At 70.2% G+C, this 16358-nt stretch carries 9 protein-coding genes, 1 tRNA gene and 1 pseudogene; 4 read left to right on the top strand and 7 right to left on the bottom strand.

Annotated elements, in window-relative coordinates:
- The 6 genes and pseudogenes from DDV73_RS17185 to DDV73_RS17210 form a co-directional block, all read right to left on the bottom strand.
- A pseudogene (locus DDV73_RS17185) lies at positions 1 to 3686 on the bottom strand (hypothetical protein); the annotation flags it as partial.
- 99 nt (positions 3687 to 3785) lie between these two features.
- Entirely contained in the window at positions 3786 to 5465 is a 1680-nt protein-coding gene (locus DDV73_RS17190; RefSeq protein WP_109508498.1) for a hypothetical protein, read from the bottom strand.
- 379 nt (positions 5466 to 5844) lie between these two features.
- Complete coding sequence (locus tag DDV73_RS17195) at positions 5845 to 7059, bottom strand: DUF4032 domain-containing protein (protein WP_109508499.1); 1215 nt, start codon at positions 7057 to 7059, stop codon at positions 5845 to 5847.
- Between the two features lie 182 nt (positions 7060 to 7241).
- Positions 7242 to 9083 carry a glycoside hydrolase family 13 protein gene (locus DDV73_RS17200; protein ID WP_109508500.1) on the bottom strand — a complete coding sequence of 614 codons (1842 nt, stop codon included), beginning with the start codon at positions 9081 to 9083 and terminating at the stop codon, positions 7242 to 7244.
- A gap of 38 nt (positions 9084 to 9121) precedes the next feature.
- A complete protein-coding gene (soxR, locus tag DDV73_RS17205; protein ID WP_240617337.1) occupies positions 9122 to 9556 on the bottom strand; it encodes a redox-sensitive transcriptional activator SoxR in 435 nt (144 codons plus the stop codon).
- Positions 9553 to 11160 carry an alpha/beta hydrolase gene (locus DDV73_RS17210; RefSeq protein WP_161962437.1) on the bottom strand — a complete coding sequence of 536 codons (1608 nt, stop codon included), beginning with the start codon at positions 11158 to 11160 and terminating at the stop codon, positions 9553 to 9555. The genes soxR and DDV73_RS17210 overlap by 4 nt, the downstream gene beginning before the upstream one ends.
- A 318-nt stretch (positions 11161 to 11478) precedes the next feature.
- Here DDV73_RS17210 and DDV73_RS28020 point away from each other — a divergent pair, with 318 nt between their 5' ends.
- The 4 genes from DDV73_RS28020 (at position 11479) to DDV73_RS17235 (ending at position 15322) form a co-directional block, all read left to right on the top strand.
- Complete coding sequence (locus DDV73_RS28020; RefSeq protein WP_154402795.1) at positions 11479 to 12549, top strand: hypothetical protein; 1071 nt, start codon at positions 11479 to 11481, stop codon at positions 12547 to 12549.
- Positions 12550 to 12719: 170 nt separating this feature from the next.
- The gene (locus DDV73_RS17220) at positions 12720 to 14366 is read left to right on the top strand and encodes a hypothetical protein (protein ID WP_161962438.1); all 1647 of its coding nucleotides are present in this window, start codon (positions 12720 to 12722) and stop codon (positions 14364 to 14366) included.
- A gap of 410 nt (positions 14367 to 14776) precedes the next feature.
- Positions 14777 to 14852 (top strand) — tRNA-Thr (locus DDV73_RS17230).
- A gap of 146 nt (positions 14853 to 14998) precedes the next feature.
- Positions 14999 to 15322 carry a hypothetical protein gene (locus DDV73_RS17235; RefSeq protein WP_206050931.1) on the top strand — a complete coding sequence of 108 codons (324 nt, stop codon included), beginning with the start codon at positions 14999 to 15001 and terminating at the stop codon, positions 15320 to 15322.
- An 81-nt stretch (positions 15323 to 15403) separates the two neighbouring features.
- On the opposite strand, the gene pdxY is transcribed toward DDV73_RS17235, so the two are convergent.
- Entirely contained in the window at positions 15404 to 16252 is an 849-nt protein-coding gene (gene pdxY / locus DDV73_RS17240; protein WP_109508505.1) for a pyridoxal kinase PdxY, read from the bottom strand.
- Positions 16253 to 16358: the final 106 nt, after the last annotated feature.

A 16358-nucleotide genomic window follows, 5' to 3' on the forward strand; every position in this document is an offset into this window, starting at 1 on the left:
CCACCACCGGTGCCAGCCGGAACAGCAGCTGCGCTGCCGTTGCCGACGGCGCAGGTGCCCCAGTCGGTCGTGTTCACGAAGAACAGCGACGCTTCCTGGGCACCACAGGGGTTCTGCTGCATCCCACCGACGGCGGTGATGGTCTGCTGGGAGGCCACATCGCTGTGACCCCCAGAACCAGCACCAGCGCCAGCCGGAACAGCTGCAACCGCGCCACCGTTGCCGGTAGCGCAGGTGCCCCAGTCGGTGCTGTTCACGAAGAACAGCGACGCTTCCTGGGCTCCACAGGGGTTCTGCTGCATCCCGCCGACGGCGGTGATGGTCTGCTGGGAGGCCACATCGCTGTGACCGCCCGAGCCCCAACCGCCGCCTGCGGGTACTGCACCCGTCGCGCTGCCATCAGAGACGGCGCAGGTGCCCCAGTCGGTCGTGTTCACGAAGAACAGCGACGCTTCCTGGGCACCGCACGGGTTCTGCTGCATCCCGCCGACGGCGGTGATGGTCTGCTGGGAAGCCACATCGCTGTGACCGCCCGAGCCCCAACCCGCACCGGCAGGTACTGCACCCGTCGCGCTGCCATCAGAGACGGCGCAGGTGCCCCAGTCGGTCGTGTTCACGAAGAACAGCGACGCTTCCTGGGCACCGCACGGGTTCTGCTGCATCCCGCCGACGGCGGTGATGGTCTGCTGGGAAGCCACATCGCTGTGACCGCCCGAGCCCCAACCCGCACCGGCAGGTACTGCACCCGTCGCGCTGCCATCAGAGACGGCGCAGGTGCCCCAGTCGGTCGTGTTCACGAAGAACAGCGACGCTTCCTGGGCACCGCACGGGTTCTGCTGCATTCCGCCGACGGCGGTGATGGTCTGCTGGGAAGCCACATCACTGTGACCACCAGAGCCCCAACCGCTGCCTGCGGGTACTGCACCCGTTGCCGCGCCGCCATCAGAGACGGCGCAGGTGCCCCAGTCGGTCGTGTTCACGAAGAACAGCGACGCCTCTTGAGCACCGCAGGGGTTCTGCTGCATCCCGCCAACTGCGGTGATGGTCTGCTGGGAGGCCACATCAGAGTGACCGCCCGAGCCGTAGCCACCACTGCCACCACCGTTGCCGGTGGCGCAGGTGCCCCAGTCGGTGCTGTTCACGAAGAACAGCGACGCTTCCTGGGCACCGCAGGGGTTCTGCTGCATCCCGCCAACAGCGGTGATGGTCTGCTGGGAAGCCACATCACTGTGACCGCCCGAGCCGTAGCCGCCGCTCGCTGCCGGTACCGCACCAGCTGCCGTCGCTGCGCCGCCGCTGTCGACGGCACACGTGCCGAAGTCCTGCGACGACACGAAGAACAGCGACGCGGCCTGCTGGCCGCACGGGTTCTGCTGCATCCCGCCGACCGCGGTGATGGTCTGCTGGGAGGCCACATCACTGTGACCGCCCGAGCCGTAGCCACCACTGCCACCACCGTTGCCGGTGGCGCAGGTGCCCCAGTCGGTGCTGTTCACGAAGAACAGCGACGCGGCCTGGGCACCACACGGGTTCTGCTGCATCCCACCGACCGCGGTGATGGTCTGCTGAGAGGCCACATCGCTGTGACCGCCCGAGCCCCATCCACCGTCGCCGGGTGCCGCTGCCGAGCTACCAGAAGTGACACCCGCTAACGCAGGCTCCCCGTCGTCGGACGAGCCCGCCTCCGACGAAGTGGCGTTGCTGCCTGCGGTGCTCGGCTCATGGCCGGTCATGCCGACCTGGGCCGGGTTGGCGCCGTACTCCTGGTTCACCGACGCACTGGAGATGTACGGCGGGGCCGCAGAAGACCCTGTCGCAGTTCCAGACGCCGGGGCCGGCGTGCCGTTGCCCGCGGGTGCGGACACCGGTGCCAGCTGGGAGTCAGTGCCCGAGGCGGGAACCGCCACGACACTGTCCTGGGCGACCGGAGCCGCCTGGGCGTGCGGCGGCGAGGTGCCACCATTGTCCCCGCCGGGTGCCGCCGCGAGCGGCGAGTTGCCCGCCGCCACGAGGGCCTGCGCGGGGGTGTTGCTGAGCGACATTGCCGCTTCACCACCGGGTACGGCGGACGCAGCCGCGCTCAGCGGATCGCCCGTCGTGCCGGTCGCGTTGCTGACGATGCCGCCACCCTGCAGCGAGCCCGCAGCGCCGGTGACCTGCGTCAGCGGCGTACCGCCCAGCAGTTCGGTCGCCTTGCTGATCAGGCCGCCGCCCTGCAGCGACGTCGCTGTGCCCGTCACCTGCTCGAGCGGAGTACCCGCCGCCACCGAGGTCACCGAGTTGAGAGGTGAACCGCCGCCGGTCAGCGAACCCGCCATCTGAAGCGGCGAGCCGCCGGTGAGCGAGCTCGCCATCTGGAGCGGCGAGCCACCGGTGAGGGTGCTGGCCATCTGCAGCGGCGAACCGCCACCGGTGACCGAGCCCAGCGCGTCCAGCGGCGTACCGCCACCGGTGACCGAGCCCAGCGCGTCCAGCGGCGTACCGCCACCGGTGACCGAGCCCAGCGCGTCCAGCGGCGTACCGCCACCGGTGACCGAGCCCAGCGCGTCCAGCGGCGTACCGCCACCGGTGACCGAGCCCAGCGCGTCCAGCGGCGTACCGCCACCGGTGACCGAGCCCAGCGCGTCCAGCGGCGTACCGCCACCGGTGACCGAGCCCAGCGCGTCCAGCGGGGTGCCACCGGTCAGGCCGCCGAGGGCGGCCGTCGGATCGGATCCCAATGGGCTGCTTCCCAGTGGGGTCGGTCCGAGGGGGGTGCCCCCGAGTGGACCGCGGCCTCCCGCGAGGGTGTTCACCGAGTCCAGCGGCGAACCGCTGCCTACCGAGCCGAGATCAACCACCGGAGGTGGCTTCTCGTCCCACGGAGGGTTGCCGTCGAGTCCGGTCAACGAGCCGACATCGACCGGCGAGGTCGTGCCGCCGGGGATGGGCAGTGGAACTGGACCTGCCCCGCCCACAGCCCCGAGAAGGCCGAGTACGGCGCCCGCCGGGTCTCCGCCCGTCGAATCCGGAACAAGCTGCGTCAACCCAGACGGTGCCACAGTGGACAGTCCGCCGTTCGCGCCGAGGTCCGCCACATCGAGCGGCAGGCTGTCAGTCGGAACGGGAAGCCCTCCGAGAGGGCTGGCCGCGCCGTCAGCAGGTGCCGAGATGGGCTGGACTGAGGTGCTTTCGTCGTAACCCTGATCCGTGGAGGCCGCGATGGTCTCGTAGATCTGGTCGGAGTCGCCGTTGTCGGCGCTCATGTTGGACCCGGACTCCGGTTCCTGCACGTACTCGACCATGGTCTGGTCGGGCGTGCCGGACGCAGGCTGCCCAGCGATCGGGCGGTCCTTGTCCGGAGTCGTGGTGGGTGTCGTCTCTGCCTCGATCGACGCAGCCACGGACTCGTGCGCGGGCGCTACTACTGGTGCGCCCGAGTCGGGTACGTGGAGCTGCATCTGTCCTGCGGGCTGCTGGTCGAATACCTGACCAGGCTCGCCGCCGAGGAGCGACGACACCGGCTCTGCGAGCGTCGAGGTTGCGCCCTCGACGATCTGGACCACCGAGGGGTCCTGGCCGTTGCTGTCCTGGGCCTCTGGCCCAGAATCGGCTTGAGCGATCCCTGCGCCGACGACGATGAAGCCGCCGGCGATCATACAGACGCTCGCCGATCTCCTAATGCTCCTGAGGAGCTGAAGTTTCATTCCCTTCTCCCAATGTGATTGGAGGGACGCGGCCGGGGCTGTGCAGCCAGGGCCGCGGATTACCTGAAGCCTTCGTGCATGAAGCGCTACAGGCGTCCGTCAATCAGGGGAGTGTCCGGGTCCGAAGGTAGGTGCTCCCGGCAGCCGCCACGCCTCGTGGGAAGCAGCCCCGAGGTGCGTCGTACCGGGAAGTCCGAGGGCGTCGAGATCGGTCTGACCCAGGTCGGATCCGCCGCCGCCTGCCGGGCCCGAGCTGCCCCCATGACTGCTCGGTGCGGCCGGCGTGGCCGGGATCTGCGAGGGGACCGGAGCAGGGACGCCGTCCTGCTGGGAGTTGCGATCGGTGTCGCCCTGGGAGCTGCCGTGGGCGGTGCGCTCGACCTGGGACCGGATCGCGTGGTCGAAGGGACTGGACTGTTCGCCGTACGCCGACCCGCCAGATTGAGGAGGCGGTGCGGACGGAGGATTGTCCGGTACGCCGTCCGCCGGGCCGTCGGGCGGGGTCGAGCTCGGACCTGGGAACAGGTCGAGAAGCAGCTGCTCGCCGATCGTCGTCTGGTCGTCGCCCGAGCCGTTCTGGCTGGAGCCGCTGGTGGCCGGCGACGTCGGCGAGGCCGGGCTGGCGCCGCCGTTGCCCGAGCCGGGCAGCTGCGGGTCCACGATCGGGATGTGTACGGCGGGTACGTCCGGCACCACATCGTTCGCGGTATGGGTGACCGAGCCGGCGACGCCGTTGACGGTCGGCCGCAGCCGTTCTATGACCGGGTCGAGCGAGTCGGTGACGGGCTCGGTGACCGGTGTCGCCAAGGAGTCGACCACACCGGTAGCGGGAGCCAGCGCCGGCGTCGCTGCCACCGAGCCGAGCCCGGCCGGCACCGGAACCGACGAAGACAGGTCGTCCACGCCGGCGGCCACCTCATCGGGCAGCGCGGACTGACAGGTCGCGAACAGGTCGGCGAGTCCGTCCGGCATGGTCTCGGACAACGGGTCGGTCAGGTTGCTCGGGGCAGCCGGGGTGTTGCCGTGGATTGTCCCGGCGGTCTCCTCAGTGAGACCGCCGGACCCGGGCCAGCCGAGATCGTGCTCGACTGGTGCGGGAGCTTGGTAGGGCGCGAGGTCCAGATCCGGCATCGCCGCGGCGGCCGGTTCGATGGCCTGCGTCGCGGCGGCGGTCTCCGGTTCGGTAACGGGAGTGGGGGCGGGCGTTGGTCCCACCTCCCCCTCCGGGGCCGGGAGCGACTCCGGAGGGGGAGAGTGGGTGGTGGAGGAGATCACCGCAGAGTCGGCGTTGTCCGCGTCAGCGGTTCCGCTCGACGTACCAACCGGGGGTACGGAGCCGGAGCTCACTGCTGCGGACGGAGTTGCCGTCTGCGTCGGCCGATCGATCTCCTCCACCGGCGCTGGTCCATCCTGGCCCGCGACCAGCGCCATGTTGGACGGGACCGGGGTCGGAGCCATCACCCCGCCCGGCGATGAAGCCGCCCCGGGCCCGTCCTCGAAGGTCTCTGCCGACGGATCAGCCGTCGTCGGCGGGACCATGTTGCTTGGTGCCAATTGGTCTTGCTGTTCGTCCTGCTGTGCATCGGCCGACTGCGTCGCACAGTCACCCGCCTCGTCCTCCGACCCGCACCCGTCGGCGTTGGCCTGGCTGCCGAGGAGGATCACAGCGATGGTGGCGAACGCGGCGATCACGGCGATCCGGACCACGGTCCGAGCAATGCCCGGTCCGGTGTCGGTGCCGATGTGATCACATGCCGTGATCGGTGCCGCTGCAACCATTTCGCTGATTCACCACCCTCGAACTGTGAGTGACGCTTGACGACGAACGACGTGGTCTGCCGTGTTGCACGTGCTTCAGCTGGAGAGCGGGGCCTCGGAATGACAGAGAGAACTCTGTCGCCCTGCTTGTTGGGATCTCGGTCGAGGACTGCGCTTGGTTGTGTCCACTCGCATGACCTCTTGCGAAGTCCCGGCGGACCGATTGCGCTCGGAATATGGAGCAGAACTCCATCACTCTCGGACCTAGCCCACCGAGTCTCGGAAACCCGACGAACATGATGTAACGGACAAATCATTACGGCTGGGAAGTCGTGATGTCCAGAGGTGGATCGAAAGATTTTTCCGAAGCCGTCGAGTCAGCTGTCGGAGGCGCGCCGTACTAGACCGGATCCGGTCCGGCTAGCGCCTCGTCCGGCCGCGACAGCAGCACGGTGTCGATGTAGTCGCGAGCGGTGTCGAAGATCGACACCTCATGTCCGGCCCGTTCCGAGAGGTACCACCGGTGGTCGAGGATCTCGTGGAAGATCTCGGCTGGCTCCAGCTTGCCGCGCGCGTCCGGCGGCACCATCGCCATGATCGGCTCGTAGACCTGGGTCAGCCAGCGGTTGGCGACCAGGGTGCGGTCCTCGCCGCCGAGGTCGAAGTGCGCGGTGAACGCCGCCAGGTCGTTGAGGAGACGGCGGGCCTGGTTCTCCTCGACGTTGAGCCCGGTCAGGGCCTGGAGCTCGCGGCAGTGGTGGCCGAGCTCGACCACCCGTGGCTGGATCCGGACCCGGTCGCCGTCGAAGTCGGTGACGATGTCCAGCTCGTCGACGTCGAAGCCGAGCTCGTTGAGCCGCTCGATCCGCTGCTCGATCCGCGACATCTCCGATGCGCCGAACTCCTCCTCGGCGGTGAGCTCGGCCCACAGCGCGTCGTACCGCTCCTGGATCAGGTCGATGATCTCGTGTGCCCGCACCTCGGCGTCCAGGGCCTGCGAGGCCTGCAGGTCGAGCAGCTCGGCGAAGACGTTCTCGCAACCGACCGTGACGTCGTACTCCCGTAGTCGGTCCGACAGTGCGGACTTGAACTCGCCGGTCTCGGCATCCACCAAGTACGCCGCGAACTCGCCGGCGTTGCGGCGGAAGAGCACGTTGGACAGCGACACGTCGCCCCAGTAGAAGTCCGCCAGGTGCAGCCGCACCAGCAGGACGACCAGGGCGTCGACCAGGTGCGGCAGGTTGTCGGCGCTGAGGCCGTGCGCGAACAGGCTGCGGTAGGGGAGCGAGAACTGCAGGTGCCGGGTCAGCAGCGCCGCCGGCAGCGGCTCGCCGGCCGCATCGACCCGGCCCGTGACCACGCCCTGTGCGACGACGGCGGGCAGCCCCAGCCGCTGGAGGTCGCGGAGCAGGCGGTACTCGCGGAAGGCGATCTCCTCCTGGGTCTCCTTCACCGCATAGACGCGGTCGCGGAGCCGGACGATGCGCACGACGTGCCGGGACAGCCCACGGGGCAGCGGTACGACGTACTCGTCGCTCCACTCCGTCAGCGGCGTCGACCAGGGCAGGGTCACGATCGCCGGATCGGGCCGGCTGGCCACGATGCGCAGGGCCATCCGACGAGACTAGTGGTCATCTCCGTTGATTCGCCAAGGGTCTGCGCGGCCATGGCACGCACATCGCTGCGTTGTCGTCGGTCGACGGGCCACCGGCCCGCCTCCCTCCGACGCCTTGCGCTGCACGCACCCTGACCACGCATACCCCCGACGAATCAACGGAGATGACCACTAGCGGCCTGCTACACAGCCCACACTGCGAACGCCGGGCCGGTGGACGCAGGAAGAACAGCGTCGGCCGCGAGCGGTGGTAGGTCGTGCGTAGAGAACAGTGTCCGGCCGTCGCCGACCGCCAGTGGCAGCGCCAGGTCCGGGGAGGCCGCGCGGCGGGCACAGACCAGCACCGATCCCTCGGGATGCTCGCGCATATAGACAAGTACGTCGTCGGAAACGTGCACCCAGCGGAGGCCGCCGCGGCGCAGCGCGACCGATTCCCGGCGAGCAGCGGCCAGCGCGGAGTAGACGTCCAGCGTGGACCGGTCCCAGGAGTCGGCGTCGGCCCAGGGCATCGGCCGCCGGGAGTCCTCGCCGATGATGCCCTCGAGGCCGAGCTCGTCGCCGGCGAAGATCATGGGTACGCCGGGGAGCGTGAACTGGAGGCCGGCCGCGACGTGATGGGCGGCCGCCGAGCCGACCATGGTCCGGATCCGGGCCGAGTCGTGGGAGCCGAGGATGTTCCAGGACGACGCGAGCGCCCGGAAGCCGAGCCGCCCCATCCACAGCCGCATCGTCGCCACGACCTGCGGGCCGGTACGGCGCGCGACCGGGACCGGCGTACCGAAGGAGCGGGCGGGTGAGTCGGGGGAGCGCAGCCATTCCCAGACCGGCCAGGAGAAGCCGGAGTAGTTCATCACGCCGTGCCAGCCGTCGCCGTCCACGTCGGTCGAGGCGTCGTGGTTGTGCTCGCCGATCACCCATGCGTCCGGGCACAGCGACTCCGCGGTCCGGCGTACCGCCCGCGCGACGTCGTGGTTGACGTCGACCGCGCCCAGCCGCCCGGTCATATTGGCGACGTCGATCCGCCAGCCGTCGAGTGAGTACGGCGGCCGCAGCCAGCGCCCCACGATCGAGTCCGGTCCGTCGACGAATGCGGCCCGCAGCCCGGGGTCGGCGTGGTTGACCTTCGGGAGGGTGTGGTGGCCCATCCAGCTCTCGTAGGAGCCGTCGTCGTGGAAGAAGTAGTAGTCGCGCTCCGGAGCGTCCGAGTTGGCGACCGCCCGCGTGAACCACTCGTGGGTGTCGCCGGTGTGGTTGGTGGTGAGGTCGCCCAGGATCCGCCAGCCCCGCTGGTGCACCGCGCCGGCCAGCCGCGCGTAGGCCTCGTCGCCACCCAGCAGTGGGTCCACCGCCTCGAAGGTCGAGGCGTTGTAGCGGTGGTTGGACTCGCCCGGGAAGACCGGCGTCGTGTAGACGATGTCGGCACCGACCGCGGCGAGATGGTCGAGATGATCGGTGACGCCGTCCAGATCGCCGCCGTACAGCTGGGTCGGGGTCAGCGGGTCGGCGCCGTCGAAGACCACGGGATCGTCCCACTCAGCCGGCGTCGCCCAGGCCGGTGTCGCGCGGTCGTCGGCGCCCCCCGACCGCGCGAAGCGGTCAGGGAAGATCTGGTAGACGACGCCGTCGCGCGCCCAGTCCGGCGCCGGCGCGTACGTCGAGAGCCGGAAGTCGAACGCGTCCGGTACGTCGTACTCCCACACGCCCGCACCGGTCAGCCACGTCTGTGTCTCTCCGCTGACGATCAGGAACCGGTAGTGGGCGACCGGGTTGCGGACCGGCAGCTCGCCCTCCCACCAGGTGGAGGAATCCCCGGTCGACCGGGGATTCCTGATGTTGTCCGCCAATCCCTCCACCTTGGAACAGGAGTGGAAGGTCGGCTCGGCGTCCTCGGTGGTCCGGATCCAGACCGCATCGACGTCGCCCGCCGTCCGGCACCGCACCCGGACCGTCGCCCCCAAGGTCGGCGCCTCGTCGTCGAGGTACAGAGGGGAGCCGTCGTGGTGCGGCTGGGCCAGGTCGGTCACACGCCCAAGCCTTTCACCCAAGCCTTTCAGACGTGGGCTCAGGCTCCGGGCTCGAGATTGACCGCGCCGGGGCCGCGCTCGGCGAGGATGTCCTTCGGGTTGCTGAGGGCGCAGGTCTTCAGGCTCAGGCAGCCGCAGCCGATGCAGCCGTCGAGCCGGTCGCGGAGCCGCTCCAGCCGCTCGATCTGGTCGTCCAGCCGCGACCGCCAGGTCGCGCTGAGCCGGGTCCAGTCGTCGGTGGTGGGGGTCCGGTTGTCGGGCAGCGTGGCGAGCGCGGTCGCGATCTCGTCGAGCGAGAGGCCGACCCGCTGCGCCGCCCGGACGAACGAGACGCGACGCAGCGTGGCCTGCTCGTAGCGCCGCTGGTTGCCGGTGGTGCGCGTGGAGTGGATCAAGCCGCGCGACTCGTAGAACCGGATCGCCGACGGCGCCACGCCCGATCGTTGCGAGAGCTGTCCGATGGTCAGGGTCACGGGAACAGACTGCGCTGCCGGGCGCAGGTTCGGCCATCCCTCGGCAGCTTCTGGCTGACCAAGTAGTCGCGGTAGATGGCGTCGATGCAGTCGTTGCCGCCGATCGCGCCGTGGCCCCAGTCGTCGAGCTGGACCAGCCGGGAGTTGCCGAACAGGCCGCGCAGGGTCCGGGCGCCGTGCATCGGCGTCGCCGGGTCGTGGCTGTTGCCGACGACCAGCATCGGGTACGACGTGTTGTGGCCCCACGGACCCATGAACGCGTCTGCCTTGGTGCTGGCCGGCCAGTTGGCGCAGGTGCTGCTTGCCCAGGTCCAGAGCCGGCTGAAGCCCGGCGCCTTCTTGTCGGCTGCGATGCCGGCGTGCCACCACTGCCAGGGGTCGGTCGGGTTCAGCGAGTCGGCACAGGCCACCCCGGAGAACGCGTCCGACGCCACGCCGTACTTGCCGGGCTCGGGCAGGTGCGGGCGCTGGGCCGGCTTCCAGGCGAGGGCGGCCCGGCTGAGCCGGTCGCGGTCGGCCTTGGTCCCGAACATCTGGGTATAGATGTCGCGGATCCAGCGCATCATCCGCTGGTAGTCGGAGGCGGAGTAGAGGCCACCGAGGACGTTGCCGTAGAGGTCGGCGTAGGTGAGGGCGAACTCGTCCACCTCCACCGGGCCGTGCTCGAGCTTCGCCGCGATCCGGTTCCACTTCGCCTTGGCGTTGCCGGCGAGCGCGCAGCGCCGCTTGCCGACCACGTCGCACCGGGCGAAGGCGCTCATCAGCGACTCGTGGGCGCCGTAGCCACTGCGAAGCCGGGTCGAGAACGGCTGGGTCTTCGCGGCGTCGCCGCGGCCCTTGGACCACGAGATCGGGTCGAGTACGCCGTCCACGATCAGCGCGCGCACCTTGGTCGGGAACATCGCGGCGTACGTCGCGCCGAGGTAGCTGCCGTAGGAGATGCCGTAGTAGGTCAGCTTCTCGTCGCCGACCGCCTGGCGGATCAGATCCATGTCGCGGGCGGTGTCGGCGGTGCTCATGTGGTTGACGATCGGGCTCGGCTTGGTGCGGCATGCGTTCCGGACCCAGCGGTCGGCGGCGATCTTCGCGGACGCCTGCGGTTTGGTCATCGGGAAGGCACCGAAGAATCCTTCGGGCTGCCTGACGGGGTTGCGGCAGATCATCGGGGTGTGCCTGCCGACGCCGCGCGGATCGATGCCGACGATGTCGAACCGGCCGGCCACGACCGGCCGGACGATCTCGGGGAAGAAACTCGCGAAGTGGGTCGACGAGCCACTCGGACCGCCCGGGTTCACGAACAGCGTGCCGATCTTCTGCTGGGGGTTGCCGGCCGGCACCTTCAGCAGGTCGAGCGTGGCGGTGGGGCCGGTCGGGTCGTCGTAGTCGAGCGGCACCTTGGCGGTCGCGCACAGCGGAGCAGGCGCCGCGGCCCGGGGTCGGAACGGCGCATCCTCGGTGTCGCACTTGACCCACTTCAGGGTCGGGATCGGGGGCTCCTCGACGGCCCGTTGCGCAGGTGCTGCTGCCGATGCTGAGGCCACTCCTGTGGCCGGCAGCAGACAGGCGATCACGGCCGTTGTGATGGCAAGAATGTAGGTGCGCATGGAGCCCTCCCCCGATTGTCGCGTCCCGGTATCTCGCATCGTTTCACACGGTTGGTAGCCGCCGTCAGGCTCTCGACAGGCCCGGTGAGGGAAGAATTCTGATGACCTGTCATCGATCGAGATTCTTCTGCACGTCGCGATCCCTCCCCGGACGTTTTGCTGGTAGGCCTGGCGTACGCCGGACAGTTGGCGGCCGCCTCAGCCCTCGACGCATCGGACCTATCAACTAAAAGTCGCAAATGTCCGATTAGGGGCTTTACGAACCGACATTGGAGTGCTCTGATTTCTAATCGTTAGTTCAACTCGATTCTCGGGGACGTGATGTACGCGAGCGCAGAGCAGGTGACGGCGCAGCAGCGCCGAACCGCGCGCTCGCACCGTTTCCTGATCCGCCTCGGCATCCTTCTCGCCGCGCTCGCTGCCGCCTTCATGGTCGGCACCGCGGCTGCCCAGGCCGACGACGAGAGCATCGTTGAGGACGAGTCCGCGACCAGCGCCCAGCTCCCTGACGAGGGCGGTCCGGCCGATGAGTCCGCGCCCGTGGCGGAGCCCGAGCCGGCCGATGAGCATGTGGACGATGGGATCATCGAGGACGAGGGCGGCGGCAAGCCGCCCGCGCAGGACGAGTCCTCGCTGACCGACGTTGCGGGCGCAGCGGCCGTCGTACCCGACGTCGTCGCGGACACCGCGAACGTCGTCGAGGAGGCGCCCGTGGCGGGCGCCGCGGCACCGGTCGTGGACGCTGCCGCGGACGTGGTTCGCGACACTGTTGCGACCAGCGGCAAGGTCGTCGGCGGCGTCGAGGACGACGGCTCCCAGACGGTCGACGAGACCGTCGAAGCTATCTCCCAGGGCGCCGCGCCGGAGGGCCTTCCGGAGGACCTCCAGGACACCGCGAACAGCGCCGTGGCGCCGATCCTCGACCTGGTCCCGGGAGGCGTGGTTCCGGGGTCGGGGACGCCGGATCACGAGGCTCCCAACGACGGGCCACTGCCGTCCCGACCGGTCGTCGTACCGCCTGATCTCGGTGGTTTCGAGCGCGGCCCCGAGGCCGTGGCGCTGCCCGCCTCGACCGCGTCCCGCGCCGCGACGAACGGCGCTCAGGTCGGCGCCCGCCCGGCCGGCAAGGTGCTCGCGCGGTCCACCTCGGCTTCGGCCGGCGCGGCCGCGGCAACCTCTTCAGACCTCGGCGGGGACCTCCCGCTGAACGAGCTCCTGGGCGGTGACCACGGCGTGGTCTCCGGCGGGAGCGGAGCCGGCGTCGCGGACCGCGCGACACCCGCTTCGGCGTCGTACGGCGACCGCGCGGGGCTCGTCTCCGACCCGGTTCGCACCGACGCCCGGCCGCACACCGCTCCGGTGGCGCGGCCCGAGTTCGCTCCTGACTGAGCACTCGCTACAAGCACGCTGAGGCAGTTTCTGCCGGGCCCCAACTGTGGCTCGCCTGGCACTCACCAAACGCCCCACTTTGTAGCAACTCATGAGCAAGGGAGTGAACGATGAACACGTGGACCCGAAGGATCTCCACAGCTTCATTCTTCGCGGCAGGCTTTCTCGGGGTGAGCGCATTCGCCGCTCACGCAGATGGCCCGGACTCCGCTGCACTTGAAGCGACCGCGCAGCCCGTGATGGCAGCGCACAACCCCGGTACCGCCGACGCGGCCGTGCTGGGAATGACGACTTTTCACGACGGGACGGACGCCGTCCTCCCGTCCGGTTCGCTGACCATGCCCGGTGTAGGCACCGCTGGCGCGAACGAGAACGGCGCGACGATCACCCCGGACGCGGAGGCCGGTGACGATGTCGCCGCACCGCAGGGCTCGGCCACCCTCGAGGGTGTCGGGACCGCGGGTGTCGACGCGAACGGCCCGTACGTCGAGGCCGAGGCCGCCGAGGCACCGGAGGTGGAGGCGCCGTCCGGCTCCGTGACCACCCCGGGTGCCGGCACCGTCGAGGCCGGCGAGTCCGGCCTGAGCCTGACGCCCGATGCCGGTGGAGCTGCCGGCACGCCGTCCGGCACCGCGACCCTGCCCCAGGCGGGCACGGTCGACGCAAGTGAGGACGGGGTCACCGTGACCCCCGCCGCCGACGCCGGAAGCGCGCCGCCGCCCCCGCAGGGGTCGGCCACGCTGGAAGGCGTCGGCACCGCCGGCGTCAACGCGAACGGCCCCTACCTCGACGCCCAGGCCGCCGAGGCTCCGGAGTTCGAGGCCCCCTCCGGCGAGGCGACCGTCCCGGGCGTGGGCACCGGATCGGCGAGCGAGGACGGCGTACAGATCACGCCGGCCGGTGACGCTGCCGTGCCCGAGCTGCCCGGCCTGCCTGAGGTTCCGGGTCTGCCGGAACTGCCGGGTGTGCCTGGGCTTGACGGGCCGTCTGGCTCGGCAACGGTTCCTGGTGCTGGTTCGGCTGAGGCCGGCCAGGACGGTGTGAGCGTGACCCCGGAAGCCGGCGGTGAGCCGGGTGTTCCGTCCGGTGAGGCTGCGGTGCCGGGTGTCGGTACGGGTTCGGCCGGCGAGGACGGCGTGGTGTTCACCCCGGCCGACGCCGGTGTTCCCGAGCTGCCCGGCCTGCCTGAGGTTCCCGGCGTACCTGGTGCGCCGGAACTGCCGGGTGTGCCTGGCCTTGACGGGCCGTCCGGCTCGGCGACGGTTCCGGGTGCTGGTTCGGCTGAGGCCGGCCAGGATGGTGTGAGCGTGACCCCGGATGCCGGTGGCGAGCCGGGTGTTCCGTCCGGTGAGGCTGTCGTGCCGGGTGTCGCCGCGGGTTCGGCTGGTGACGGCGGTGTGGTGCTCACGCCGGCTGGTGACTCCGCTCTGCCCGGTGTTCCCGGTCTGCCCGGGGCTCCCGGCGTACCGGAGGTCGAGGCGCCGTCCGGCACCGCGACGGTTCCGGGGGTCGGCACGTTCGAGGCCAGCGCGGAGGGCGTGGAGTTCATGCCCGCCAACGGCACCGGCCCGGGCCTGCCCGTGCTGGACCTGCCGGAGCTCGAGGTTCCTGAGGGCGACGACTCGGAAGTCGGCATCCCTGAGGGCGAGGTTCCGGAGATCCAGATTCCTGACCTCACCTCCCCGGACCTCGACCACGTCGCGATCCCCAGCGGCACGGCGACAGCTCCCGGTGTCGGGACGATCTCGGCCGGCGAAGCGGGCGTGATCCTCACGCCCGAGGCCGGGATGGACGCAGGTTCGATTGATGCACGCTGACCTCTCGGTCGCCGTCGACTCGGAAGACGGCGTCCAGGTAGATCTGCCGGAGGGCGACTCGGAAACCCCCGGCAGCAACGCTGCCGCCGGCCGGACGAACGCGGGCCTCGGAACCCACGTTCGGCAGGCGCCGACGGCAGCAGGCGTCCTGGTCACGAGGAGGTCGCTGAGTAGTTGAAGTTCTGGGACGTGAGGAGATCTCGGGACCTCTCACTTCCCAGCGAAGGGCTGGCGGGCTGTCGGACTCGGGGCCGATAGCCCGCCCAGGCCCGTCGACCGCACCAACTCGTGCACGGCTTCCGGGCCGACACGCCGTCAGAGCGGCGTGTCGGCGCGGTAGGCGGGCAGGAACTGGTCCGGTATTGATGCGGAGTCCGGCAGCGAAGCCGACTACCATGTGGGCTCGCCAGGCCGGTGTAGCTCAGTTGGTAGAGCGCCTCTCTTGTAAAGAGGATGTCGCGGGTTCAAATCCTGTCACCGGCTCCACAGCGGGTTCGGTACGCCGGCGCCAGTAGGCCCAGGTTGCGGCGAGTACGGCGGGTGCCCAGAGCAGGGCGGGCAGGTACGCCGCGACCGCCAGCTCGTACCAGCCCGGCGCGGGCCGGCCCTTGAAGCCGATGATCTGGTCCCAGTTGACCACGCTCACGATGCAGATCCAGAGCACGATCAGGGCGCCGGTCGTGGCGACGCCGACCGCGAGCCCGGTCGCGACCCGCTCGCCCCACGGCCGGACCAGGCCGAACGTCAGCAGGGCCGCGCCGATCGACAGCACGCTCAGCGCGACGACGTACCAGGTCCCGGCGCCTGGCAGCTCCTGGAACTCACGCCACTCGTCGGTGGTGCCGAGCTCGGCGCCGAAGCCGATCGCCGTCCGCCACACCGCCGACGGCAGCACGGACGCCACCGCCACGTACGCCGCGACCACGGCCCAGCGCGGAGTGCCTTCAACGACCTGACCCATGCCACGAAGGTAGGGCGAGCCGGCGGTCGGTCGCATCCGGGATTTCCCTGTGCCACCCCCGCCACACCCCTGGTGGTCAGCGCAGCCGGCGGACCTCGAACCGCTCGGGTGGAGCGGCGATCGCGTCCTGCGCGGCGATCAGCTGGATCTCGCGGGTGCCGGCGGCGATCGTGGCCTCGAGTACGGCGAAGATCGAGGCGGTCGTCCGGGCGAGGGCGAGTGGTGCCGACCCGGTCGTGCGCAGGTGCGCCAGGTAGAGCGCGGCCGTGACGTCGCCGCAGCCGTTCGGCGCGATCGGCAGCTGCGGCGTGGTGACTGCCCATGCGCCCTCGTCGGAGACAGCGACCACGTCGAGGGAGTCCTCGGCGTCGCTGGTCAGCACGGAGGTAACGAGTACGTCGCGCGGCCCGCGTGCGCGCACCTCGTCGACCGCCGCGAGCAGCGACGGCACCGACGTGGTCGCGCCGCCGGCCAGGAAGTCCAGCTCGAAGTGGTTGGGGGTGAGGATGTCGGCGTGCGGGACCACCTCGTCGCGCATGAACTCCGGGATCCCGGGCCGCACGAACATCCCGCGGTCCACATCGCCCATCACCGGGTCGCAGCAGTAGACCGCCGCAGGGTTCGCCGCCTTCACCTTCGCGACCGCGTCGAGGATCACCGCGCCCACCTGCTCAGCGCCCTGGTAGCCGGACAGCACGGCGTCGATCGACGGGAGTACGCCGCGCTCGGCGACGCCCTCGATCACCTCGGCGACGTCGGTCGGTGCCAGCAGCGGTCCGCGCCACGCGCCGTACCCGGTGTGGTTGGAGAAGTGCACGGTGAGCACCGGCCACACCTCGTGGCCGAGCCGTTGCAGCGGGAAGACGGCGGCGGAGTTGCCCACGTGTCCGTAGGCCACCGAGGACTGGATCGACAGGATCTGCACCCGCCGATCTTGGCAGCCGGGCGAACGTCATACGAACCGTCAGGCATAGGTGTCGCACCGTATGACGTGCCGCGGGACGTCATACGAACCGCCGCCTATACGAGCC

Origin of the sequence: Nocardioides speluncae (genome assembly GCF_003121585.1) — a bacterium.
In the GTDB taxonomy this organism is placed as follows: Bacteria; Actinomycetota; Actinomycetes; order Propionibacteriales; family Nocardioidaceae; genus Nocardioides; species Nocardioides speluncae.